This is a genomic window from Shewanella sp. SM69 (genome assembly GCF_025653985.1).
In the GTDB taxonomy this organism is placed as follows: domain Bacteria; phylum Pseudomonadota; class Gammaproteobacteria; order Enterobacterales; family Shewanellaceae; genus Shewanella; species Shewanella oncorhynchi.
The window spans coordinates 16,523-41,172 of the sequence record NZ_JAKKRV010000014.1 but is presented as its reverse complement, the minus strand read 5'-3'; the positions used below and the strand labels follow the sequence as shown (position 1 = coordinate 41,172).

At 46.6% G+C, this 24,650-nt stretch carries 16 protein-coding genes; 6 read left to right on the top strand and 10 right to left on the bottom strand.

Going from position 1 to position 24,650, the window contains the following annotated elements; translation table 11 throughout:
* The first annotated feature begins 107 nt into the window (after positions 1-107).
* A complete protein-coding gene (locus tag L5M37_RS17360; RefSeq protein ID WP_263201373.1) occupies positions 108-587 on the top strand; it encodes a DUF2947 domain-containing protein in 480 nt (159 codons plus the stop codon).
* A 303-nt stretch (positions 588-890) separates the two neighbouring features.
* Positions 891-1,451, top strand: a complete 561-nt coding sequence (locus L5M37_RS17355) for a chalcone isomerase family protein (RefSeq protein WP_006085666.1) — start codon at positions 891-893, stop codon at positions 1,449-1,451.
* A gap of 12 nt (positions 1,452-1,463) precedes the next feature.
* Here the strand turns inward: L5M37_RS17355 and L5M37_RS17350 are convergent, their stop codons facing one another.
* Both L5M37_RS17350 and L5M37_RS17345 read right to left on the bottom strand, forming a co-directional pair.
* A complete protein-coding gene (locus L5M37_RS17350) occupies positions 1,464-2,408 on the bottom strand; it encodes an autotransporter outer membrane beta-barrel domain-containing protein (RefSeq protein WP_259565017.1) in 945 nt (314 codons plus the stop codon).
* 123 nt (positions 2,409-2,531) lie between these two features.
* Positions 2,532-3,158, bottom strand: a complete 627-nt coding sequence (locus tag L5M37_RS17345) for a TetR/AcrR family transcriptional regulator (protein ID WP_263201371.1) — start codon at positions 3,156-3,158, stop codon at positions 2,532-2,534.
* A 139-nt stretch (positions 3,159-3,297) separates the two neighbouring features.
* Between L5M37_RS17345 and L5M37_RS17340 the strand changes: the two genes are divergently transcribed.
* Positions 3,298-4,404 carry an efflux RND transporter periplasmic adaptor subunit gene (locus L5M37_RS17340; protein WP_263201369.1) on the top strand — a complete coding sequence of 369 codons (1,107 nt, stop codon included), beginning with the start codon at positions 3,298-3,300 and terminating at the stop codon, positions 4,402-4,404.
* A 2-nt stretch (positions 4,405-4,406) separates the two neighbouring features.
* On the top strand, positions 4,407-7,487 hold the full coding sequence (locus L5M37_RS17335; RefSeq protein ID WP_263201368.1) for an efflux RND transporter permease subunit: 3,081 nt from the start codon (positions 4,407-4,409) through the stop codon (positions 7,485-7,487).
* On the opposite strand, the gene L5M37_RS17330 is transcribed toward L5M37_RS17335, so the two are convergent.
* Positions 7,472-7,717, bottom strand: a complete 246-nt coding sequence (locus tag L5M37_RS17330; protein WP_105251903.1) for a YdcH family protein — start codon at positions 7,715-7,717, stop codon at positions 7,472-7,474. The two genes, L5M37_RS17335 and L5M37_RS17330, sit on opposite strands and share 16 nt — an antisense overlap.
* 260 nt (positions 7,718-7,977) lie before the next feature.
* Here L5M37_RS17330 and L5M37_RS17325 point away from each other — a divergent pair, with 260 nt between their 5' ends.
* Positions 7,978-9,981 carry a methyl-accepting chemotaxis protein gene (locus L5M37_RS17325; RefSeq protein ID WP_212601102.1) on the top strand — a complete coding sequence of 668 codons (2,004 nt, stop codon included), beginning with the start codon at positions 7,978-7,980 and terminating at the stop codon, positions 9,979-9,981.
* Between the two features lie 635 nt (positions 9,982-10,616).
* Here the strand turns inward: L5M37_RS17325 and cydX are convergent.
* From cydX to purL, 4 genes are all read right to left on the bottom strand, one after another.
* A complete protein-coding gene (cydX, locus tag L5M37_RS17320; RefSeq protein ID WP_011788717.1) occupies positions 10,617-10,733 on the bottom strand; it encodes a cytochrome bd-I oxidase subunit CydX in 117 nt (38 codons plus the stop codon).
* Positions 10,734-10,752: 19 nt separating this feature from the next.
* Positions 10,753-11,892: a cytochrome d ubiquinol oxidase subunit II gene (gene cydB / locus L5M37_RS17315; RefSeq protein WP_028761243.1), complete on the bottom strand. Its 1,140-nt coding sequence runs from the start codon at positions 11,890-11,892 to the stop codon at positions 10,753-10,755.
* Positions 11,893-11,907: 15 nt separating this feature from the next.
* A complete protein-coding gene (locus L5M37_RS17310) occupies positions 11,908-13,464 on the bottom strand; it encodes a cytochrome ubiquinol oxidase subunit I (RefSeq protein WP_263201366.1) in 1,557 nt (518 codons plus the stop codon).
* Between the two features lie 1,272 nt (positions 13,465-14,736).
* A complete protein-coding gene (gene purL, locus L5M37_RS17305; RefSeq protein ID WP_263201430.1) occupies positions 14,737-18,618 on the bottom strand; it encodes a phosphoribosylformylglycinamidine synthase in 3,882 nt (1,293 codons plus the stop codon).
* Positions 18,619-18,897: 279 nt separating this feature from the next.
* On the opposite strand from purL, the gene mltF reads away from it, so the two are divergent.
* Positions 18,898-20,328, top strand: a complete 1,431-nt coding sequence (gene mltF, locus L5M37_RS17300; protein WP_168824519.1) for a membrane-bound lytic murein transglycosylase MltF — start codon at positions 18,898-18,900, stop codon at positions 20,326-20,328.
* 465 nt (positions 20,329-20,793) lie between these two features.
* Here mltF and tadA read toward each other — a convergent pair whose 3' ends face one another.
* The 3 genes from tadA to guaB form a co-directional block, all read right to left on the bottom strand.
* The gene (tadA, locus tag L5M37_RS17295; protein WP_411569072.1) at positions 20,794-21,321 is read right to left on the bottom strand and encodes a tRNA adenosine(34) deaminase TadA; all 528 of its coding nucleotides are present in this window, start codon (positions 21,319-21,321) and stop codon (positions 20,794-20,796) included.
* Between the two features lie 154 nt (positions 21,322-21,475).
* The gene (guaA, locus tag L5M37_RS17290; protein ID WP_263173080.1) at positions 21,476-23,053 is read right to left on the bottom strand and encodes a glutamine-hydrolyzing GMP synthase; all 1,578 of its coding nucleotides are present in this window, start codon (positions 23,051-23,053) and stop codon (positions 21,476-21,478) included.
* A 120-nt stretch (positions 23,054-23,173) separates the two neighbouring features.
* Positions 23,174-24,640, bottom strand: a complete 1,467-nt coding sequence (guaB, locus tag L5M37_RS17285; protein ID WP_006085677.1) for an IMP dehydrogenase — start codon at positions 24,638-24,640, stop codon at positions 23,174-23,176.
* Positions 24,641-24,650: the final 10 nt, after the last annotated feature.

Below are 24,650 nucleotides of genomic sequence, written 5' to 3'. Positions count from 1 at the left end.
GACGTTATATGGCCAGCGGGTTAAGGTTTGCCTGTTGGCACGATCTCGCTATAATGCAGGCCTAACCGACTACCTACCTAGCCAGCCTGCAACACAGGAGAGACTGCTTGAGCCACACTTATATCCCCCTTGTCGAATACCGCCGTAAGTGGATTTTCAACCACAAAGACTTGCCTGTCACTGACGAAGACAAGGCGCATATCCTGCCGTTAACAGATAAAAGTGCGATGGAAATCTGGAATCAATGGATCAGCAACAAGAGTAGTCGTGCGGAGCAATTTACTAAGGGAGACTGGGCGGCGAAGGCTGATGCTTGGGTGGATACAGATCATTGGCAGAGTGCTTGGGATAGTGAAGAGAGCAGTTTACCCGACATGTTAGCCGAGTTCATTCAATGGCCAGATGAAACAACTGTCTATTTTTGCTATGAAAAATATCAGATTATTGAAACTCGTTGGGATGTGTTCGTCCGTAATTGGAAGTGTTTTCTCTTCTTCGACGACGGTCCAATTTTGATCTCACCAAAACAGAAACAAGCTGTGATGTTCGAACAGAGTGGTCAGTACAAGCTAGGCACTCGCGGATAATTTTCACGCAGAGAGTTTAACGTGGATGATTTGCCGCCGATAGTTTTACGCCAATACCATTACGTCAATACTTTTACGCGATAAGTCATCTTGTTGGCATGCTCATACTTAATGATGAGTATGCCATATTTAACCATTTTCGAATGATGCTTTGGCACAATTAGCCTATCTCTCCCCTCTTCTTTAGATTAACATCCATTTTCGGTGCCGAGTATTTGAGAAGTTGGGGGTCAACTTTCTGCTGTAAATACTCATAAAATCTGCTTTAAACCCAATAATTAAAATAGAAAAATGAGGTGTATTATGAAGTTACTCTCCACGCTTACCCTAGCAAGCGCGCTGTTATTACCCCACACATTAATGGCCAAAGAAGTATCAGGTGTGCAAGTCGCCGATACAGTGACGTTAGATAGCCAAGCATTACAGCTCAATGGCGCGGGCGTTCGCAGTAAGTTCTTTATGGATTTATATGTGGGCAGTCTGTATTTGCCAGCAGCCTTGAGTAGCACAGCAGCGGTTATCGATGCTCCGATTGCGGCAATCCGCCTTAATATTACCTCTGGCATGATCACCTCAGAAAAAATGCGCGATGCGATCACTGAAGGTTTTGAGCACGCGACCGCAGAAAACACCGCCGATATTCAACCGCAAATCGATGCCTTTATGGCGCTGTTTAACGAAGAAATTAAAGAAGGTGACCAATTTACCTTAGTCGCCAATAAAGCCCGCGGCGTGACGGCCTATAAAAATGGTCAGGAACAAGCCACCATCGAAGGTGAAATGTTCCGTCAAGCACTGTTAAAAATTTGGCTAGGTGACAAGCCAGCCCAGAAAAGCCTCAAAGAGGCCATGCTAGGCAAATAACTGACATTAACGTTAGAATTTGAATTCGATATCCAAGGCCGCAGCGCCTTGGCTATCCATTTCAAGTGCGGCTTGGTCGGTCACTTCTAACTCACCATCAAAGTAATAACCGGCGTAAAGATTCACTGTTAATGCTGGGGTTGCCTGCCAACCGCCACGTAAATAACTCACCCATTCGTTCGTTTCTACCACAGTGTCATCATCTTCGATAAGGAATCGCTCAGTACGACGCGAACTACCAAAGCCGACATTCCAATCGGAATTAAATCGATAACTCAGCTCTAATCCTGCAGGACCACTAAAACCGGCTTGGAAAGGATTGGCGAGTGCCCAATGTTCATCTATCTGCCAGCGCATAGCGAGATAAGGCACAGTGCGAACTTCATCGATATCATTAAGATACGCGACGCCAAAGCCAATCATATTCCCCGAATCAAATGCATACATGGCAGACGCCACAATACCGTAACTCTGGGCTTCGCTGGCCGATGCAGTATCGGCGTAAGCATATTGGATCTGCGGCGCTAAAAAGAAGGCCCAATGTTTATCCATGCGATAATTTAACGATACTCCGGCACGGTAACGATTGATATGATCCCAATTCTGCCCGTCGGTACCAAAAAGCGGTGCGACATTGTTAGCACCAGTGAGCGTGATATTGCGCCAATCATAATCCAGCCTGTCGTAACCCACACGAAAGCCCAAAGACCATTGCTGATTTAACGGAACATTCATCCCTGCACTCAGTAATAAACTGTCCCTTTGAAGCTCGGTATTGCCATTGGCAACCTCGGCACTCTGGGTGCTGATCTGCGCGACACTTAATCTAAAAGGCTTGTATTCCTGCGAAGGTTTATCCGCTGCAATAGCGGCACAACTCATTAACGGCAACAGTAATACAGCGCTTTTTAGCAGGCGCAGTTTTGCGCTCGATGGTGAGAGTTCTCGATTAGCCACGTCAGCTCCTTGCATTTAAAATTATTAACAGATTTTTTGCGCATAATACGCGCTATCAAGCTAAAAGGTTCATCCTTTCAATGTTGAGATACAAAATGATACTTTTATATTGTGCAAGTTTTATTAAACCCGATGCGCCTTCAGGAACATGTCTGCACAACCCAAAATATACTCATTTCTATCGTCAACGAGTTCATCGGCTGCCAAGCCCAATTCTAATTTGAGTTTTAGCTCACCAAACAACATTAAACATAAACGCACCGCACTATGGTGCGCATTACCGAAGTGATATTGCCCTAGGGCTTCTACTGACACTAAATAATCCGCCAATAATCCCACTATATGTTTCGGGCCCGCGTCGAAGAACAACTGCGACACTTCGGGATGACTTTCGGATTGCGCCACACAGGCTTTGAATACCGTAATAGCTTCAGGGCTGACGATCATCTCCCCAAACTGCAGGGCAAACTGAGTTAATGCCGATTCAGGCTTAGTGGGATCGCTTAACAAATCATCATTAAGATCATGGCCGACACACTTAGATTCGATTGCAGCAACAAATAATTCATCTTTGCTGCCGTAGTGGGAATAGACGGTTTGTTTCGACACGCCCGCAAGCTTGGCAACCTCATCCATACTGGTATGGGGAAACCCTTGACGACAAAATAAATCAATAGCAGCTACAAGCACTTGCTGACGTTTTTGTTCGCTACGGCTCAGAGGTAACTGCGTCTCAGAGGAATGCGTCATATCGACTCTCGAATAGATAGACATAATAAATTGGCATTAGTTAAGCACAAAATAGACTAGACAGTCTAGTTCCACGCAACTAGACTAGCAAGTCTAGTTACATTGCATTAACGTTTAACTTACAGCGGAAGCACTTAAAATGGATCGAACTGCCCGACGTTCTTGGCGCACTATCAGCGTCTGTGTGTTTGCTTTAGTCACATTATCCGCCTGTCAAAAGGAAGTCACTGAACACGCCACGACAACCATATTGCCCACAGTCACAAGCCAAGCGTTGAGCCTGACCCCAAGCTATGAGCACGAGCAGACCTTCACGGGGACTATCCGTGCTGGCAACACAACTGGCGTCGGCTTTGAACTAGCAGGAAAGTTAAACGAACTACAGGCCGATTCCGGCATCAAAGTGAAGCAAGGTCAAATACTGGCAATTCTCGATACCCGACTACTCGAAGCCGAGCGTCAAGAGATCCAGGCGAGTCTGGCGCAAACCCAAGCCGATGTTGATCTGGCCACCAGCACTCTAAAACGTAATCAAGAATTGAAAAAATCGGGTTATGTCTCTGAGCAGCTATTAGATGAAAACCGCTCACAATTAAATAGCTTAGCCGCGGCGAAAAACCGCCTACTTGCCTCACAGCATGCCAATCAACTTAAGCTCGATAAATCCATCTTAGTGGCGCCTTTCGACGGCACCATCAGCCAAAGACTGCATAACTTGGGCGAAGTGGTTGCTGCGGGTAGCCCCATTTTCACCTTAGTGGGCAATATCAATCCTGAAGCCTACATTGGCGTACCTGTCGCGTTAGCGGAGCAGTTTCACGCCGGACAGCAAGTACAAGTCAGCGTGCAAGACCAAACCTTTACCGCCGAAATTGCCGGTATCAGCGCCGAAGTGAATCCCGTCAGTCGCACCCTACAGCTTAGGATCAGCCTGCCCCAAGATGCCCATGTAATCAATGGAGAAATTGCGTATCTGCATCAACAACAGCAAATCCCACAACCGGGCTATTGGGTACCCATTTCCGCACTGACGGATGGCATTCGCGGATTATGGAATCTGTATGTCATCGCAAATGATGAACAGCAATCCATCATAGAGCGCCGAGATGTGGAAATCCTCTACACCACCCAAAACATGGCCTACATTCAAGGCGCGATTCAGCCTAATGAAATCTATGTAAGTCAAGGGCTGCATAAGCTGGTCGTCGGCCAAACTGTATCTCCCATTGCTGCAGCCACGAGGTAATTATGATTAAAGCCTTTGTTGAAAACGGCCGCTTAGTCAGCCTCGTTATTGCGCTATTACTTGTCACAGGCTTTGGTGCGGTATCGAGCCTACCGCGTACTGAAGATCCCCACATAACTAACCGTTTCGCCTCTGTGATCACCCCTTATCCTGGCGCCTCAGCCGAGCGGGTCGAAGCCTTAGTGACTGAAGTCATTGAGAACCAGCTTAGACGTTTGGAAGAAATTAAGTTGATCCAATCAACCTCTCGACCAGGGATTTCAGTTATACAGTTAGAATTGAAAGATACAGTTAAAGAAACGGCTCCCGTATGGTCTAGAGCGCGGGATTTATTGGCCGATGCGAAAATTAATTTACCTGAGGGCATACAATCTCCCACACTCGATGATCAAATTGGTTATGCCTACACCGCCATCTTAAGTTTAGTGTGGAATAGTAATACGCCCGTGCAAGTCGACATGCTCAACCGCTACGCAAAAGAATTACAGAGTCGGCTCAGGCTGTTATCGGGCACGGATTTTGTCAAACTTTACGGCGCCCCAACCGAAGAAATGCTAGTGCAGCTTGATGGTAACAAAATGAGCCAGTTACAGCTCTCTCCTGCGTCTATCGCCCATATTCTCAGCGGCGCCGACAGTAAAATTGCTGCCGGTGAAATCAACAACCGTGAATTTCGAGCCTTAGTTGAAGTATCCGGCGAGCTTGATTCTTTAACCCGTATTCGCCAAGTGCCGCTTAAAATTGATAGCCAAGGGCAAATTATTCGCCTCGGCGACATAGCCACTGTGACTCGCCAAGCTCAAACCCCAGCGGATAGCATAGCGTTAGTCGATGGTGAACAAGGCGTAATGGTTGCAGTGCGAATGATCGATAATACCCGTGTTGATCTTTGGCAAGCACAAGTCAATAACGTCGTTGACGAACTCAATCGCGACGTCCCCGCTAATATCCAGATCCAATGGCTATTCGAGCAAAACAGTTACACCAGCGAACGACTTGGCGGGCTAGTGGTTAACCTGCTGCAAGGATTTGTCATCATCTTGCTGGTATTACTCCTCACTCTAGGCCTAAGAAACGCCATCATAGTGGCGATTTCATTGCCGCTCACAGCGCTGTTTACCTTGGCCTGCATGAAATATATCGGTCTGCCGATACATCAAATGTCGGTGACAGGACTCGTCGTCGCCCTTGGGATCATGGTGGACAATGCGATAGTGATTGTCGATGCCATATCACAAAGGCGTCAGCAAGGAATGAGCCGTTTAGCCGCAGTGAGCGAAACCTTACACCACCTTTGGCTGCCCTTAGCGGGATCGACTATCACCACTATTTTGGCTTTTGCGCCCATAGTACTCATGCCCGGTGCTGCGGGGGAATTTGTCGGTGGCATTGCCATGTCAGTGATGTTTGCGCTGCTGGGCTCTTACGTGATTTCCCATACGTTAATTGCAGGGCTCGCGGGACGTTTTAGTCATGAAGGTAAACAGGATGTCTGGTATCAACACGGGATCAACCTCCCGCTAGTGAGCCAATATTTTCAAGCGAGCCTGAGAATTGCCCTTAAACGCCCTATCGTTAGCGCGCTGCTTATCGGCATTACACCAGTATTAGGGTTTTTCGCCTCGGGTAAGATGACAGAGCAATTCTTTCCGCCATCGGACAGGGACATGTTCCAAATTGAAATTTATCTTGCGCCCCATGTGAGTTTAGAAAACACCTTGAACCAAGTGCAGTTGATGGATAAAAAACTCCACGCAGTCACAGGGATCACTCAAGTCGATTGGGTGGTGGGCGGTAATACGCCCTCATTTTATTACAACCTGACGCAGCGCCAACAAGGGGCGACTAACTATGCACAGGCCATGGTAAAAGTGACTGACTTTGAGCGTGCCAATGAGTTAATCCCCGAATTACAACAGCAATTTGATAGCGCTTTTCCCGAAGCGCAAGTACTAGTTCGAAAACTCGAGCAAGGCCCGCCCTTTAATGCGCCAGTGGAGTTAATGATCTTCGGCCCGAATCTAGATACTTTGCGATCATTGGGCGACGACGTTCGTAATATTCTCGCGCAAACGCCGGACGTACTTCACACACGTGCAACCTTAAGTGCCGGTGCACCTAAGCTGTGGCTACAGGTAAATGAAGATGCCAGTCTAATGAGTGGGTTAAGCCTGACGGACATTGCCAAACAGATCCAAATGTCAACCACAGGCGTTATCGGTGGTAGCGTGCTTGAGCAAACAGAATCCTTACCCGTACGAGTTCGCCTTGCTGATGACAGTCGCGAGCAGGTGAGCCGCCTTTCTGAAATTCAATTAATGACACCTTCGGGTGAGTCTGTTGCATTATCCGCCCTCGCCCACAACGAAGTGCAAGTGAGCCGCGGCGCCATTCCAAGGCGCAACGGCCAAAGGGTTAATACCATAGAAGCCTACATCGTCAGTGGGGTATTACCTGCTCAAGTGCTTAATGATGTTAAAGATAAAGTGGCTCAATTACCGTTGCCATCGGGTTATCGCATTGAAATCGGTGGGGAAAGCGCTAAGCGTAACGAAGCAGTAGGTAATTTACTGTCCAATATGATGTTGGTCGTCACCTTGTTATTAGCCACTGTGGTGTTGTCATTTAACTCCTTTAGGCTCACGGCGATTATTCTATTGAGCGCGATACAATCAGCAGGACTTGGCCTATTAGCCGTGTTTGTATTTGGTTATCCCTTTGGATTCCCGGTCATCATAGGACTGCTTGGATTAATGGGACTTGCCATTAACGCTGCGATTGTGATCTTGGCCGAACTAGAAGATATGCCGAGCGCTCGGCTCGGCGATATGGAAACCATAGTCTCTACCGTCAGCAGCTGTGGCCGTCATATCAGCTCAACAACTATTACCACCGTGGGCGGTTTTATTCCGCTCATCATTGCTGGCGGCGGGTTTTGGCCTCCCTTTGCCATTGCTATCGCGGGCGGCACCCTGCTGACGACTTTACTTTCTCTGGTATGGGTTCCAACGATGTATTTGCTGCTGATGAAAACCCGTACGGCGAACACCCCATCCGCGATTCAAGCTCAAATCGCATCATGAACTAGATATTGGTACAGTTTATCTTTAAGGTTTAATCGCTCTAATTTTAACGCTAAAAAGTGCTCATCGGCGGTGGGCACTTTTGTTAACTCCAGCGCCCTAATTTTATTATCGAGCTCATGGTAACGACTAGCCATGGTCGCAAAGGCAGTATTATTGACTTTTAAATGCTTAATTTGATCGACAAAATCAGGAAACTCATAAACCAACGCATGATTCTCACCTAGCATATTCACTTCTCCTATAATGTGGTTCTAACACTATGAACTCCATTCACCTTAAGCAGCTTAGTCTATACCTTCAGAATACAGCCAGTACTTGGGCATGTTATCTGCTAACATTTCTGCAAAATAAGCTGATGAGTCCAAGTCTAAAACTGCAAAAATATCAACGAAATGAGTTTAAAATTGCAGAAGTTTTAGACCCACATCAAGACTACAGAGTAAAACTTAGGCTACATTGATGTAACCGTTACCTATAGGATCTTACGATGAATTATAAAAATTGGCCTATTGCAAAACAAATTGGCGCCCTCGCGTTTATTCTCACTCTTCTCATCTTTGGCGTACTGAGTACCGTCTCCTATAAAGCCGCTTCAAATGTATTAGAAGATAAAGGTATCAGTGCCATGAAATCTGAAATGCGTGCAGTTTCAGACATGTTAGAGCTGCAGTACGATAGTCTTCTGCAGCTTGCGAGACGCAACGCCGATGTTTTTAAGGAAATGTATCCTGGACAATTTAGTCTGCAAAATAAAACTGTCAATGTGATGGGAGTAGGCTCTCCAGCCCTAATGCATGAACAAGAACAAGTGAACTCATCAAAAAGTAAAGTCGATCGTTTTGCTAATCTAACTGGCGGTACCGCTACGGTATTCGTACGTGATGGCGATGACTTTATGCGAGTTTCGACTTCGCTCAAAAAAGCCGATGGCAGCCGTGCACTAGGTACTTCCCTTGGCAAAACACATCCAGGCTATCAAGTGCTGCTCAGCGGTAATGAATACGAAGGTTATGCCAAACTTTTCGGCAAAGACTACATGACAGTCTATCGTCCAGTGAAAGACACACAGGGCAAAGTCATTGGTATCTTATATATTGGTTTCGACATCACCAGTTCCTTAAAACAATTACAAGAAGCAGTTAACAGAATCACCTTAGAAGAAAGTGGCCATTTTCTATTAGTACGCAAAGCAGACAATGTGTTAGTCGCCCATCCTAAGTTCAACGCAGGTGACATCATCACCGAAAGTATGCTTGATGGCTTAAGTGTTGCGTATGCCACCCAAAATGATGCGGAATCCCATTACAGCAATAGTAAAAATGAGCCAATGTTTGCTTATAGCCAAACCGTAACAGGCTGGAATTGGGTGCTAGTGGGTCAAGTCAAAGCAAGTGAGCTTAATGAAGAAAGTATGCAATTGCTCACCATCAACGCCATCGTTGCTATCACAGGGATCGCGCTGATCACAGCGCTATTATCAGTTGTCTTAATTCGCGCACTCAAACCTTTGCATGCCCTCCAAGTGCATATGGAAAATTTAGGCAGTGGCGATTTTAGCCATCACTTAGCGCCATCAGAACCACAGAGTCAAAACGAAGTGGATCGAATCACGACCAGCGTATCAACTATGTCCTCAGAGCTCAGGCAATTGATTATTGCATTGCAGGATTCAGTCATGAGTCTAGAGCAACAAGCCTCCAAGGCACAGAGCATCGCGAAGCAAAATGGTGAAGAAGCTCAAGCCCTAATGCTACAAACGGATCAAATCGCAACTGCCATCGAAGAAATGTCGACCTCGATCCGTGATGTGGCTAATCATGCCCAAGATGGCGCAGTTCAAAGCCAGCAAGTGGATGCCGCAGCCAAAGAAGGTCAAAACCAACAGACTAAAGTGGTGCAGGATTTACTCAAACTCAGTCAGCAACTCAGCAACAGTCATCAATCGGTTGAAAAAGTCAGCCATGAAAGTGAAGCGATCAGCAAGGTGACCGAAGTCATTAACAGCATTGCCGAGCAAACTAATTTACTCGCATTAAATGCAGCAATTGAAGCAGCGCGCGCAGGCGATCAAGGTCGAGGCTTTGCCGTCGTTGCCGATGAGGTGAGAACTCTCGCCCAGCGGACCCAGTCATCCATTGTAGAAATTGGCCAAACGATTGAAAAGCTGCAAACTCAAGTGAAAAGCACCACAGAACAAATGAGCCAAAGTCATCAATTAGGAATGGAATCTGCAACACAGGGTGAAGCAACGGGTGAACAACTGAAGGAAATCACCCGTAGGATTGGCGAACTCGCGATTAGCTCACGCAATATAGCCTCGGCTACTGAGCAGCAAAGCAGTGTTGCACAAGAGATAACCCACAATTTGCATCAGATCAGCGAACTCGCTAACGAAGGCGAGCACCGTGCCACTGAAACAGTGCATTCTGCCAATGAACTGTCTTCCTTAGCCGCCGCCTTAAAACGCCAAATAAGCCAGTTTAAGGCATAACTCAAATACGGACTTAGATAACCTGAGCTCGGGATAAGCAGAGCCGCTGAATAGGCATCTTTTCGGGCCTCTCTGCGTTGCTCTGTCTAACCATAGCTCGCTATGGCGTACGACAGAGCGCCTTGATATGCGCAAAAATCTGCGCATTCAGTCAGGAAATAGATTTTTCGCTTTAAACGAATAATTTTATACCATTGATTTTATTTTTTAAATTTAGATTTTTCGACACTCGTTATCCCGAGTTCAGGTTAGATACAGAGTTAGTGCTTTATCAAACGTTAAATGTCGCCCTAACTGGGCGGCATTTTTTATAACAGCAGTACATCAAAACGATAGGAGCCACATTTAAGAAATGGGACTTTAATTTAGGCTCCTGACGTAAAGGAGTAATGGAGTAATGGAGTAATGGAGAAAAATATCTTAAGCCATGCAGAGCAAGCATCTGCAGAGAGCACAATCAAAAAACAATGATATCAGACCTATTCGCTGCAGTTACATCACCACTCTGCAGCGAAGTTAACTGCTTGGCCTAATACGATAACGCAGCTCTACTTCAAACTAAAATAACCTCAGCCCATCAAAAAATCCCAATAAAAAACCCCGCTGATGCGAGGTTTTTAAATCGAGTTTAGACGTTACTCGGCATCTTCTGCCGATCTGTCCATGTTCTCTGTATTCTCAAGCCACAGGGCATTGATAATCCCAAAAGAACAGGCCAACAAAACCCCTAATATCCACGTAAAATACCACATAGCAGATGCTCCTTAATGCCTAATAGAGTGAGGCTTTGTTATCTTCAATATGCTTACGGCCGATACGGCCAAACATCTTGTAGTAAGTCCAGACAGTGTAGCTCAACACTATAGGTACGAAAATCGCTGCAGCAGCAGTCATAACACCTAAGGTCATTTTACTGGCTGTTGCATCCCACATAGTCAAACTGACGTTAGGGTTAAGTGATGATGGCATGACGAATGGGAACATTGCTGCACCGCAAGTCAAAATCACCATAGCCACTGTGAGTGAGCTGAATAGGAACGCAAAACCTGAACGGTTAAAGCGGCTAACCAAAATCACTAGCAGAGGCAATGCCACACCTAAGATAGGGAACAGCATAGTGATGGGGTATTTGTCATAGTTGGCAAGCCAAGCACCCGCTTCAATTGCGACGGTTTTCATGGCTGGGTTAGAAACTGCATTATGGTCCAGTACTGAAGTCACTACATAACCATCAATACCATTGGCTAACCACACACCCGCAGCAGCAAACAACACAGCCACTAACAATGCGAAGAATTGCGTGGCTTTCGCAGCACGAACACGCAGCTCACTGTCAGTCTTCATTTGTAGCCAAGAAGCGCCTTGCATCATAAACATGCTCACGCTCACAAGACCTGCCAGCAAACCGAAAGGATTCAACAGGCCGAACAGACCACCGTGATAAGTCGCACGTAGGAACTCGTCGAATTCAAAAGGCACACCTTGCAACAAGTTACCAAAGGCCACGCCTATGATCAGCGGTGGCACAAAACCACCGGCAAACAAGGCCCAATCCCATGACTTACGCCACTTTGGATTTTCGATTTTAGAACGATAATCGAATCCGACTGGACGCATGTAGAGGGCAAACAGCACTAACATCATGGCGACATAGAAGCCAGAGAAAGACACTGCATACACCATAGGCCAAGCGGCAAATAACGCACCGCCTGCTGTGATTAACCACACTTGGTTGCCGTCCCAATGGGGAGCAATAGTGTTAACCATGATACGGCGCTCAGTATCGTCTTTGCCTATAATTGGCAGTAACGCACCGACACCCATGTCAAAACCATCAGTAACCGCAAATCCGATGAACAGTACGCCGATCAGAGCCCACCAGATAACTCTTAATATTTCATAATCAAACATAATGAAATCCTCTGCTTAGGCTTCTAGGTTCTCGAAATGATAACGACCAGTTTTCAAACTGCTCGGACCAATGCGGGCAAACTTAAACATCAAGAACATCTCAATCACCAGCAGTACAGTGTAGAACAAGGTGATAGAAAGGATACTGAACCATAAGTCGCCAGTCGTTAAGCTTGACGCAGACATAAAGGTCGGTAGTACCTCAGAAATCGTCCAAGGTTGACGACCATACTCAGCCACAAACCAACCACACTCAATCGCGATCCAAGGCAATGGCAAGCTATAAAGTGCAGCTTTAAGTACCCATTTTTTCTCGGCGATTTGATGACGTGTGCTTTGCCAGAATGCCGCAGCAAATACGAACAACATGATAAAGCCTAGACCTACCATCACACGGAAGCTCCAGAAAATCGGTGCTACGTTCGGGATAGAATCTTTAGCTGCTGCTTTAATTTGCTCTTCAGTCGCATCGACCACTTTGTCTGTGTAGCGTTTCAGTAAGAAACCGTAGCCTAAGTCGACTTTCGCTTCTTCAAAAGCAGCACGTAGTTCAGGCGTTTCTTCACCCGCACGCAGTTTCACTAGCATGGCATAGGCTTTCATACCGTTACGGATACGCACTTCATGCTCAGCAATCAAGTCATGAATACCAATCACTTCTTCATCCAACGAGCGTGTTGCCACTATACCCATCGCATAAGGAATTTTGACTGCAAAATCTGTTTTCATGGTTTCTTGATTCGGAAAACCGACAGCAGTAAAGGCCGCTGGAGCAGGCTCTGTATGCCACTCAGCTTCAATCGCTGCTAACTTAACGCGCTGTGCTTCACCCACTTTATAGCCAGATTCGTCACCTAACACGATAACCGACAGAATCGCCGCCATACCAAAGCTTGCCGCAATCGCGAATGAGCGACGAGCAAAAGGTAAGTCACGTTTCTTGAGGATGTAATAAGCACTGATCGCCAGTACAAACATGGCACCCGCCACATAACCCGAAGCGACGGTGTGAACAAACTTAACCTGCGCGACAGGGTTAAACACAACTTCAGCGAAGCTGGTCATTTCCATACGCATGGTTTCGTAGTTGAACACTGAACCCACAGGGTTTTGCATCCAACCGTTTGCCACTAGGATCCACAATGCCGACATGTTAGAACCAAAGGCCACTAACCAAGTCACGACTAAATGCTGACGCTTAGTGAAACGATCCCAACCGAAGAAGAACATACCCACGAAGGTAGATTCAAGGAAGAAGGCCATTAAACCTTCAATAGCCAGAGGCGCACCAAAGATGTCCCCTACGTAATGCGAATAGTAAGACCAGTTAGTACCAAACTGGAATTCCATTGCCAAACCTGTGGTAACCCCCAAGGCAAAGTTAATACCAAATAACTTACCCCAGAACTTAGTCATATCTTTATAAATTTGTTTATCAGTCATCACATACAGTGATTCCATGATAGCCAGCAAAAATGCCAACCCCAAAGTCAAGGGAACAAATAGGAAGTGATACATGGCTGTCAGCGCAAACTGCAACCGCGATAGCTCAACAACCTCTTCAACAATCATCGGTGACTCCTTACTTGGTGCGTCCAATTGCTATGACATAACCCGCGTCAATCACAGCAAGTGCCTTTGTAGGATAGTGAGTTTTCATTTTGTGTTTATATCTGCGACAACAGTATAAACCGTTAAATTTAATCTTTTGCATTAGTTCGAAGCAGCAAGGGCTAAAAAGTACCAATATCTGTTGCATATTGAGACGCGAGTCACACTATCACAAGTAACTGAGACCGACACCCTACCACTCAACTCAATCAAATGATTTCATCGATATAAATATCAGATAGTTAAGATATTTATTCATTTTCATTTGTGGCTATTTTATACCACCTCGCTTTGATGCAAATCAATCAAACTCAGGGGTTTAGGTGGGTTTTGCGGTGAGGCACACACTTCCCCACCAGAGAGGATTGACAATCGATAAAAACAAGAGTAGTGAGCAACCATTAATTGATATAAAGTCATACTTTCACTAACTAGGCAGCAAAAATAAGCTCTAATCATCAAAAAACCAACAAATAAATAATGTTGCAACAAATTAACTAAAAAATATTGTCACAAATTTAAGTGTCCTATAATTTAAAACCTTTAAAATCAAATATAAATACATATAAATATAAAAAATCACAATAACACACTCTAAAATACATTAGTTTTAATAATGAATATTTGTATTTTTTCTCGTTTGAGAAGCTAACCTAAGTTGTTTAATATATGTCCTGTGTTAAGGAGACAATTTGGTAGAACTGGTGTCGTAGCCCAGCCAAGACCAACTTCGCGCACATAGGTACTAACTTTTGGTGTGGAGATATCGATATGACTAAATTATTTGAACGTCTGGTTAACAGCTACAAGCGTGTTTTTGTTGAACTTTATACAGCTAATGAGCTGAAATAATCCCCAGAATTACTCGTGAAATTAATTGCATTTATGTGAAGTTTTGTTAGCGCAAAACGGGCCCCCATCTCCCTGAGATTGGGGGCTTTTTCTATATTAAGACCCTAGCATCCCCCAACAACTCCAGAACCCCATAAAACACCACGCCCCGTATCAAATGCGCAACATACCTATTAATAGGTATTTACCGATTAAAGTGGCTATTTTGCCACTTTAGTCCATTAGATTATTTGCAATAAGCGTTAATAATTTGAAATACAATCACTTCCATAAAATGCATTTTATATATAAAAAAAGGAGCGAAATTATCGCTCCTTTTTTACGCTTTCATTAACCTGCTTTTGCCCCTCAACAAAGGCAAAAGCCGTTGACTTTAAACGCTTAACCTAAGGTCACTCGTGCATTACGGAACATACGCATCCAAGGGCTATCTTCACCCCAAGCATCTGGATGCCAAGAGTTCGCCACAGTTCTGAACACACGTTCTGGGTGCGGCATCATCAAGGTTACGCGGCCATCTGTGGTACAAATCCCAGTCAAGCCATTTGGCGAGCCGTTCGGGTTTTGTGGATACTGAGTCGCGATATCACCTTTACCATTGACAAAACGCAGCGCAATCGTGCCTGACGCTTCGGCAATCGCCAGCGCTTCAGGGCTAGCAAACTCAGCCAAACCTTCACCGTGAGATACAGCAATGGGCATACGTGAACCGGCCATACCTTGGAAGAATAACGACGGGCTCTGTTGCACTTCAACTAAGCTGAAACGCGCTTCGAAACGCTCCGAGCGGTTACGCACAAAACGTGGCCAGTGCTCGCTACCTGGGATAATTTCTTTCAGGTTCGACAGCATTTGACAACCGTTACACACGCCAAGGGCAAAGCTTGAGTCACGTTCAAAGAAACGTGAAAACTCATCACGAGCGCGCTCATTAAACAGAATCGACTTAGCCCAACCTTCACCTGCGCCTAATACGTCACCGTAGGAGAAGCCACCACAGGCCACTAGGCCTTGAAACTCACCTAGGCTGATACGGCCAGATAAAATATCCGACATGTGTACGTCGCGGCTTTCAAATCCGGCACGATCAAAAGCAGCGGCCATTTCTACGTGGGAGTTAACGCCCTGCTCACGCAAAATCGCCATCTTAGGCGCAGCGCCCTTAAGAATATAAGGCGCGGCAACATCAGTGCTTGGATCAAAACTTAAGTTAACGGTTAAGCCTAAATCGGTTTCGTCTTGCTTAAGTTTGAACTCTTCAAGCGCGCACGCTGGGTTATCACGCAGAGCTTGCATACGATACGTGGTTTCTGACCACACAGTACGCAGCGCTACACGGGTATCACTGAAGATTTCACGCGCGCCATCTTTAATAGTGATGCGTTGATCGTCGGCTAGAGTTCCGATCACATGGCAAGGCACGCCAGCGATAGCGAACTGAGCGGCAATTTTCGCAGCATTGTCACGGCTCACTTGCAGTACAGCGCCGAGCTCTTCATTAAAGAGTCGTTCTAAATCAGTGCCCTGCAAGTCTTCTACATCTATGTCTAAACCTGTATTACCAGCAAAAGCCATTTCCACTAAGGTAGTGAATAAACCACCGTCGCTACGGTCGTGGTAAGCGATAACCGACTTCTTAGCCACCAGATTTTGCATGGTTTCGAAGAAACCGCGCAGCAGTGAAGCATCGTCAAGATCCGGCGCAATATCACCCAGCTCACCAAACACTTGAGCTAAACAAGAACCGCCTAAACGATTTTTGCCCGCACCTAAATCCACTAACAGTAAAGACGTTTCGCCTTTATCTGTGCGTAGCTCTGGCGTCACTGTATTGCGAATATCTTGCACCACACCAAAGGCGGTAATGACCAATGACATAGGTGAGGTCACGGTTTTATCCGCGCCATCTTGTTGCCATGCGGTCTTCATCGACATAGAGTCTTTACCGACCGGAATGGTCAGGCAGAGCTCTGGACACAGTTCTTCACCTACGGCTTTCACCGCTTCATAAAGACCCGCATCTTCACCTGGGTGACCCGCGGCAGACATCCAGTTGGCAGAAAGCTTAATACGCTTAAATGAACCGATATCGGCACCAGCGATATTCATGATTGATTCAGCCACAGCCATACGGGCAGAGGCGCCAAAATCAAGCAGTGCCAGCGGTGTACGTTCACCCAGTGACATAGCTTCACCGGCGTAGGTATCAAAGCTTGCCGCAGTCACAGCGCAATCGGCCACAGGCACTTGCCATGGACCCACCATTTGGTCACGGTTCACTAAACCCGTGACTGTGCGATCGCCAATAGTGATAAGGAAGGTTTTATCCGCAACTGTAGGCAAGCTCAGTACGCGTTTAACCGCTTCTTTAACATCAATCTTGTTTTGTTCGAGCGCTGGCGATACGGCTTTGGCCGATACCACATCGCGGCTCATCTTAGGCGCTTTGCCTAATAAGACTTCGAGCGGTAAATCGATAGGATTATTGTCGAAATGGCTATCGCTAAGCGTTAAATGTTTCTCTGCCGTCGCTTCACCCACAACCGCAAAAGGCGCGCGCTCACGCTCACAGATGGCAGTAAATAGTGCGAGGTTTTCAGGGGCAACTGACATCACATAACGCTCTTGTGATTCGTTACACCAGATTTCCAGCGGGCTCATGCCAAGCTCATCCGAAGGCACGTTACGCAGATTGAATAAACCGCCACGCTCGCCGTCATTCACGAGTTCAGGGAAAGCGTTCGACAAACCGCCCGCGCCCACATCGTGGATAAATTGGATCGGGTTTTTATCGCCAAGCTGCCAACAGCGGTCAATCACTTCCTGACAACGACGTTCCATTTCTGGGTTTTCACGTTGCACAGAAGCAAAATCTAAGTCTTCACTCGATTGACCCGATGCCATAGACGAAGCGGCGCCGCCGCCCAGACCTATGTTCATCGCAGGGCCACCGAGCACAATCAGCTTAGCGCCAACAGTAATTTCGCCCTTTTGTACGTGTTCTTCACGAATGTTACCTAAACCACCGGCTAGCATAATAGGCTTGTGGTAACCACGGACTTCAACGCCGTTGTGGCTGCTGACTTCCTGCTCATAGGTACGGAAATAACCGACCAGTGCCGGACGACCAAACTCGTTGTTAAATGCCGCGCCGCCGAGTGGTCCTTCGGTCATGATATCCAGCGCGCTCACGATTCGCTCTGGCTTGCCATAGTTACCTTCCCATGGTTGAACAAAACCCGGGATTTTTAAATTGGATACACTAAAGCCTGTTAAACCCGCTTTAGGTTTAGAACCACGACCCGTCGCGCCTTCATCACGAATTTCACCACCTGAACCGGTTGCAGCGCCAGGATAGGGGCTGATGGCGGTTGGATGGTTGTGGGTTTCCACTTTCATCAGGATGTGCATTGGTTCAGTGTGGTAGTTGTATACCCCATCAGGATCGGGGAAGAAACGACCCGCAACCGAACCTTCCATCACAGCAGCGTTATCTTTGTAGGCAGATAACACGTGATCAGGCGTGGTTTCAAAGGTGTTCTTGATCATCTTGAACAGTGACTTAGGCTGAACTTCACCGTCAATGGTCCAATCTGCATTAAAAATCTTATGACGACAATGCTCAGAGTTCGCCTGAGCAAACATCATCAATTCGATGTCATGGGGATTACGACCTAAACGGACGAAGTTCTCGACTAAATAGTCGATTTCATCTTCGGCTAAGGCAAGGCCCAATGTAGTGTTAGCCACTTCAAGTGCGCGGCGACCTTCCCCAAGAATATTGACGCTCTTAAACGGCGCAGGCTCAGTGCGTTTGAACAGCACATCGGCTTTGGTAAAATCATCGAGGATAATTTCAACCATGCGATCGTGCAGCAACGCATTTAAAGCTTGTTGCTGAGGCGCTGTCAGTGCATCTGACTCGACATAATACGCAACGCCTCGCTCCAAACGCTTCACTTTACCAAGGCCACAATTGTGCGCGATGTCAGTGGCTTTTGAAGACCAAGGAGAAATAGTACCGGGGCGAGGAGTGACAAACAGGAGTGAACCTTGGGGGATATGAGCTTCTATCGCAGGTCCATAGGTGAGAATTTTTTCAAGTTGCTGGCGTTCATTTGTGTCGAGCAACTCGCTCAAATCCGCTAAATGGACATACTCAGCATAGATTTGGCGTACCGGAAGCGCCGCGTTTTCGCAGGCCTCCATCAGCTTTTGCACCCTAAACGTCGAGAGTGCAGGGGCTCCGCGGATGATCTCCATCACGTCTATTCACCTTATTATTTATTATTGCAGGGGTCAGAGGTGGCGCTATTATAAGGAAATGTCTGTCACAAATCACCTGCGACCTTACGCAAAACAGTGTTTCCTGTGATATAAAAAGCCCAGTATTGTGTCGGCTGTACTTTCCCCCAGAATGATTTTTTTTCGAAATCGCAGACAAACGGATATAATCCCACCAATGTCAGCTAGTTCACCACTAATGCCCCACTGTTAACTCGCTATCTATAATATTGATTTTATTTACTATAAGTACATTTAATGACTCGATTTCTGTTCGCTCTTATCTTAGGTTTCCTACTGACTGCCTGTCAGCAGGTGACCGTGGACGAAACAGAATTCGTGCCAAAAAAGTTAACTGAGCTAAGAGTCGGTACACTTTACGGCCCACAGATTTATATGACCTCGGGCCAAGGTGATAGCGGTTTCGATTACGATATGGCGGTATTGTTTGCCGAATACTTAAATGTGCCCTTAAAAATGGTGCCCTACACAAACCGTATCGAGTTGTACGAAGCCCTCAAAAAGAATGAAATCGATATTATTGCTGCAGGCATGACAGAAACGCCCACAAGGCGAGAACAGTTCCGCTTAGGTCCACCGCTATACCGGGTGAATCAAGTGTTGGTGTATCGCGAAGGCATGCCAACCCCAAAAGACATCAGCGACTTAAAAGGCAAGATCACCGTTATCGCCGACTCTTCCTTCGTCGAGACCTTGACCCAGTTGCAAAAGCATTATCCAACGCTGGTGTGGGATCAAATTACCGACAAAGACAGTGAAGAGTTGTTGGCTATGATTGCCAACAAAGAAATTGACTACACTATCGCCGACTCCAGCAGCGTACAGATCAACCGTCGCTACCTGCCCGACCTACGCTCAGGCCCTGTGCTAGAAGAAAAACTCGATGTGATCTGGCTATTACCTCCCACTCACAGTGATGAACTTATGAGTAAATTGCTGGCCTTTTGGCACCAAGAGAAGCTTGCCGGTACGCTGGATCATCTCAACGAGAAATACTTTGGTCATGTAAAACGCTTCGATTATATCGATACTCGCGCATTTATCCGTGCCATTGAGACAGTATTGCCGCGTTATCGACAATTATTTGAAACCCATGCAGGCAATTTAGATTGGCGTAAACTGGCAGCAACCAGCTATCAAGAATCACATTGGAATCCTAATGCCCGCTCGGCCACAGGAGTGCGTGGCATGATGATGTTGACTCAACCAACCGCCAAAGAGATTGGGATCACCAACCGACTCGATGCCGAAGAAAGTATTCGCGGCGGCGCGGCGTATTTGAACGATATGATCAATCGCCTGCCAGAATCGATCCCCGAGAGTCAACGCATGTGGTTTGCGCTGGCCTCTTACAACATAGGATATGCCCATATTGAAGATGCACGTAAGCTTGCGGAATCGATGGAGTTAAATCCCAATGCTTGGCGAGATTTAAAAAAGGTACTACCGCTACTGCAAAAGCGTAAATATTATCAAAAAACACGTTATGGTTACGCCCGAGGCAGTGAAGCCGTTCATTACGTCGACAGCATCCGTCGCTACTATGACACGCTAGTCTGGGTGGATAATCAGTCGAAACAACCCGACCCCGATGATGACTCGAGCGACCTTACTGCGGAAGAACCCGTACTTCCAGCAGGAACGTTAAGTCCTGATCAACCTAAATAGCTTAACTCATTAGCGCTCAGGTGCATGGGCCAAACGACAATCCAACAACTCACTTCTTATATATCAAGTACAGAGTTTTACGTAACAAGAACACCAACATAAAAACTCAAGATGTACGTAGATGTCTTCAACAAGGTCAGATACTAAGCAACAGGCAAGCTGAATTAAGGTTTATCAACCTAACTCAAATTTGCGATGAAAAACATCGCTTAGTTCAGCTTATCTGACCAGTGCTATTGCTGCACTCCTGTGCAACTGCTACTGTCTTGGGTTATGACCTAAGATAAATCTCTGTAGGGCATCGATAATAACAATTAATGGGGTCAATATGAGAAGAAAAACCATCAACAATACCGTTGCGCGTCGTCGTACTTTGCTAAAAATTCGTCATCGCCGTATTTTAAATCGTCAAAAACTCTTCTTTACTTTTATTCAGTCTCAGGATTAATTCTGTCACGTTAATCGTCACTTACCAATAGCTTGCTGCGCCTTTTGAGCCTGTTTCAGGGCTTTTTTCTCTTCCCTGCGACGTTTAAAAAAACGACTCAATTGCGCGCTACAAGCATCGGCCAGCACCCCTGATGTGACTTCAACTTGGTGATTAAACGCCGGATGTTGCAATAAATTCACCACAGTACCCGCTGCACCCGTTTTTTCATCCCGTGCGCCAAATACCACACGAGCAATTCTGCTATGCACCATAGCGCCCGCACACATAGCGCAAGGCTCGAGGGTGACATATAAAGTCGCATCTAAAAGACGATAGTTTTCGACCAAACGCCCCGCTTCCCGCAAACATAAAATTTCCGCATGGGCGCTAGGATCGTGCTGGCTAATGGATAAATTGTAACCCGTCGCAATCTGCTGACCGTCTTTGACCAATACCGCACCCACAGGTACTTCGCCCTCAGCTTCAGCTTTCTCGGCCATCAGCATCGCGACTTGCATCCAATGTTCATCTTGCTGAGATTGTTCGTCTTGTTGCGTTTGCACCACTTACACCTTATCTCTTTTAGCAAAAAATAAAGCCGGATTATATCAGTCAAGCACAGATATTTCACGGCTGAGCCATTCAACCTAAGTTAATCCATCAAACAACAAAAAAGGCGCACTCGGCGCCTTTTATTCGTTAATTCAAATAATTAACTTATTCCCATTCGATAGTCGCTGGCGGCTTGCCAGAGATATCGTAAACTACGCGGGAAATGCCATCGACTTCGTTGATGATGCGGTTTGATACGCGGCCTAAGAAATCATAGGGTAGATGTGCCCAATGGGCCGTCATAAAATCGATTGTTTCGACGGCGCGCAATGACACCACCCAATCGTATTTACGGCCATCACCCATCACGCCAACAGAGCGTACTGGTAAGAACACAGTAAAGGCTTGACTGACTTTATTGTATAAGTCGGCTTTATGCAGTTCTTCGATGAAGATAGCATCGGCGCGGCGCAGCAAGTCACAGTATTCTTTTTTCACTTCACCTAATACGCGCACACCAAGACCTGGTCCTGGGAACGGGTGACGATATAGCATGTTGTATGGTAGGCCTAACTCAAGACCAATTTTACGCACTTCATCTTTGAACAGTTCACGCAGAGGCTCGACTAAACCGAGCGCCATATCGGCTGGCAAACCGCCAACGTTATGGTGAGATTTAATCACATGGGCTTTGCCTGTGGCACTGCCGGCAGATTCAATCACGTCTGGATAAATCGTGCCTTGCGCTAACCATTTGGCATTGGCGCATTTTTTCGATTCTTCATCGAAAATTTCCACGAATACGCGGCCGATGATCTTACGCTTAGCCTCTGGATCGGCTTCGCCTTTCATCGCATCGAGGAAACGGTTTTCCGCATCAACGTGAATAATATTCAGGCCGAAATGATCGCCAAACATTTCCATCACTTGCTCGGCTTCATTCAAACGTAATAAACCGTTATCAACGAATACGCAGGTCAGTTTTTTGCCGATAGCGCGGTGTAGCAGCATAGCCACAACCGAAGAATCAACACCGCCCGATAATCCTAAAATCACTTCATCATCACCGATTTGCTTCTTCAAGCGCTCAATCGCATCTTCAATGATAGAGGAGGGTTTCCAGTTGGCTGCACAGCCACAAATGTCTAAGGCAAAGTGCGATAACATGCGCATACCTTGGCGAGTGTGGGTCACTTCTGGGTGGAACTGTACGCCGAAGAATTGCTTTTCTTCGTTTGCCATAGCGGCAAATGGGCAAGTGTCTGTTTTAGCGACCGCCACAAACCCTTCAGGAATAGCCGACACTTTATCACCGTGGCTCATCCATACGTCGAGTAAGGGTTTGCCTTCGCTACTAACGGCATCTTCGATGCCTTTGAATAGCAATGAATCTGTCAGCATTTCAATTTGAGCGTAGCCGAATTCACCTTCGCCCACACCTTGGATCACTTTACCGCCCAACTGCTCAGACATAGTCTGCATGCCGTAACAAATGCCCAGTACCGGCACACCTGCGGTAAAGACGTATTCAGGCGCACGCGGCGAGTTTTCAGCCGTGACACTTTCTGGTCCGCCCGCAAGAATAATGCCGTTCGGGGCAAATTCGCGGATTTGGGCTTCTGTTACGTCCCAAGCCCATAATTCACAGTAAACGCCGATTTCACGGATACGACGGGCAATCAGTTGAGTGTACTGAGATCCAAAATCGAGGATCAGTATCTTGTGCTCATGAATATCGCTCATGGGTAACCTTTATCTCATCTATTGTTTTAACATTGCTCAACGCGGCGAGGGCCAGCCTTGAGTATTGGATCACACGCTTTACAAAGGGGCGGCTTATTGCCGCCCCCTCTTATCAAACGATTAAGAACCTGAACGATAGTTCGGCGCTTCTTTAGTGATAGTCACATCGTGCACGTGGGACTCGCCCATGCCTGCTGAAGTCACTTTCACAAATTGGGCTTTTTCATTCAGTTCTAGAATGGTGGCACAACCCGTTAAGCCCATGCATGAACGCAGACCGCCCATATGTTGATGGATGATTTCCTTCAACTTGCCTTTGTAAGGCACGCGCGCCTCTACACCTTCGGGGACTAACTTATCGGCAGCATTATCGGATTGGAAATAACGGTCAGATGAGCCTTGAGACATAGCGCCTAAAGAACCCATACCACGGTAGGATTTATACGCACGGCCTTGATATAACTCAGTTTCACCTGGTGCTTCCTCAGTTCCCGCAAACATTGAGCCCGCCATGATGCAAGATGCACCCGCCGCTAATGCTTTGGCTAAATCGCCAGAGAAACGAATGCCGCCGTCGGCAATCACAGGAATACCTAGGCTCTTCATGGCTGCAGCGGCATCGGATACCGCGGTAATTTGTGGTACGCCCACGCCAGTCACGATACGAGTCGTACAGATAGAACCAGGGCCAATACCCACTTTAACTGCGTTAACACCCGCTTCGACTAAGGCTAATGCACCTTCAGCCGTGGCAACGTTACCGCCAATGATTTGCAAATCAGGATGTTTAGCGCGAGTTTCACGAATGCGTTGTAAAACGCCTTCGGAATGGCCATGGGAAGAATCGATAAGTAAAACGTCAACACCGGCTTTAACCAGAGCGTCAACACGCTCTTCATTACCAGCGCCCGCACCTACGGCGGCACCAACACGTAAACGGCCTAACTCATCTTTACAGGCATTCGGTTTACGTTCGGCTTTTTCGAAGTCTTTAACTGTAATGAGGCCTTTCAGCTTATAGTTATCATCAACCACAAGAACTTTTTCGATACGATGTGAGTGCATCAATTTTTGCACTTCATCTAATTTAGTGCCTTCGGCAACAGTGACTAAACGCGCTTTAGGCGTCATCACTTCTTCTACCGTTTTGCTCCAATCTGTCACGAAACGTACGTCACGGCCAGTGATGATACCAACCAGCTCGTTGGCTTCGTTGACCACGGGATAACCCGCAAAACCATTCTTCAGTGTTAACACTTTCAGATCGGCTAAGGTCGTTGATGGCGTCACAGTTACAGGTTGTTGAACCACGCCCGCTTCGTAAATTTTTACTTTACGAACTTCTTCGGCTTGTTTTTCAATGCTCATGTTTTTATGAATAAAGCCTAAGCCGCCTTCCTGCGCCATCGCGATCGCAAGACGAGCTTCGGTAACTGTGTCCATAGCGGCAGACACTAGTGGGATATTCAATTCAATGGTATTGGTCAGGCGAGTTTTTAGAATGGCGGTATTTGGGAGTACAGTCGAATGCGCAGGAACAAGCAACACATCGTCAAAAGTAAGCGCTTCTTTAATTAAACGTAGCATATGCAACATC

What these genes read in the sequence shown, in the direction of transcription:
- L5M37_RS17340 (WP_263201369.1), top strand. Translation starts at nt 3,298, where the DNA reads ATGGATCGAACTGCCCGACGTTCTTGGCGCACTATCAGCGTCTGTGTG.
- guaA (WP_263173080.1), bottom strand. Translation starts at nt 23,053, where the DNA reads ATGAGCGATATTCATGAGCACAAGATACTGATCCTCGATTTTGGATCT.
- L5M37_RS17325 (WP_212601102.1), top strand. Translation starts at nt 7,978, where the DNA reads ATGAATTATAAAAATTGGCCTATTGCAAAACAAATTGGCGCCCTCGCG.
- guaB (WP_006085677.1), bottom strand. Translation starts at nt 24,640, where the DNA reads ATGCTACGTTTAATTAAAGAAGCGCTTACTTTTGACGATGTGTTGCTT.
- L5M37_RS17330 (WP_105251903.1), bottom strand. Translation starts at nt 7,717, where the DNA reads ATGCTAGGTGAGAATCATGCGTTGGTTTATGAGTTTCCTGATTTTGTC.
- L5M37_RS17310 (WP_263201366.1), bottom strand. Translation starts at nt 13,464, where the DNA reads ATGATTGTTGAAGAGGTTGTTGAGCTATCGCGGTTGCAGTTTGCGCTG.
- L5M37_RS17355 (WP_006085666.1), top strand. Translation starts at nt 891, where the DNA reads ATGAAGTTACTCTCCACGCTTACCCTAGCAAGCGCGCTGTTATTACCC.
- cydX (WP_011788717.1), bottom strand. Translation starts at nt 10,733, where the DNA reads ATGTGGTATTTTACGTGGATATTAGGGGTTTTGTTGGCCTGTTCTTTT.
- purL (WP_263201430.1), bottom strand. Translation starts at nt 18,618, where the DNA reads ATGGAGATCATCCGCGGAGCCCCTGCACTCTCGACGTTTAGGGTGCAA.
- L5M37_RS17345 (WP_263201371.1), bottom strand. Translation starts at nt 3,158, where the DNA reads ATGACGCATTCCTCTGAGACGCAGTTACCTCTGAGCCGTAGCGAACAA.
- mltF (WP_168824519.1), top strand. Translation starts at nt 18,898, where the DNA reads ATGACTCGATTTCTGTTCGCTCTTATCTTAGGTTTCCTACTGACTGCC.
- cydB (WP_028761243.1), bottom strand. Translation starts at nt 11,892, where the DNA reads ATGTTTGATTATGAAATATTAAGAGTTATCTGGTGGGCTCTGATCGGC.
- L5M37_RS17335 (WP_263201368.1), top strand. Translation starts at nt 4,407, where the DNA reads ATGATTAAAGCCTTTGTTGAAAACGGCCGCTTAGTCAGCCTCGTTATT.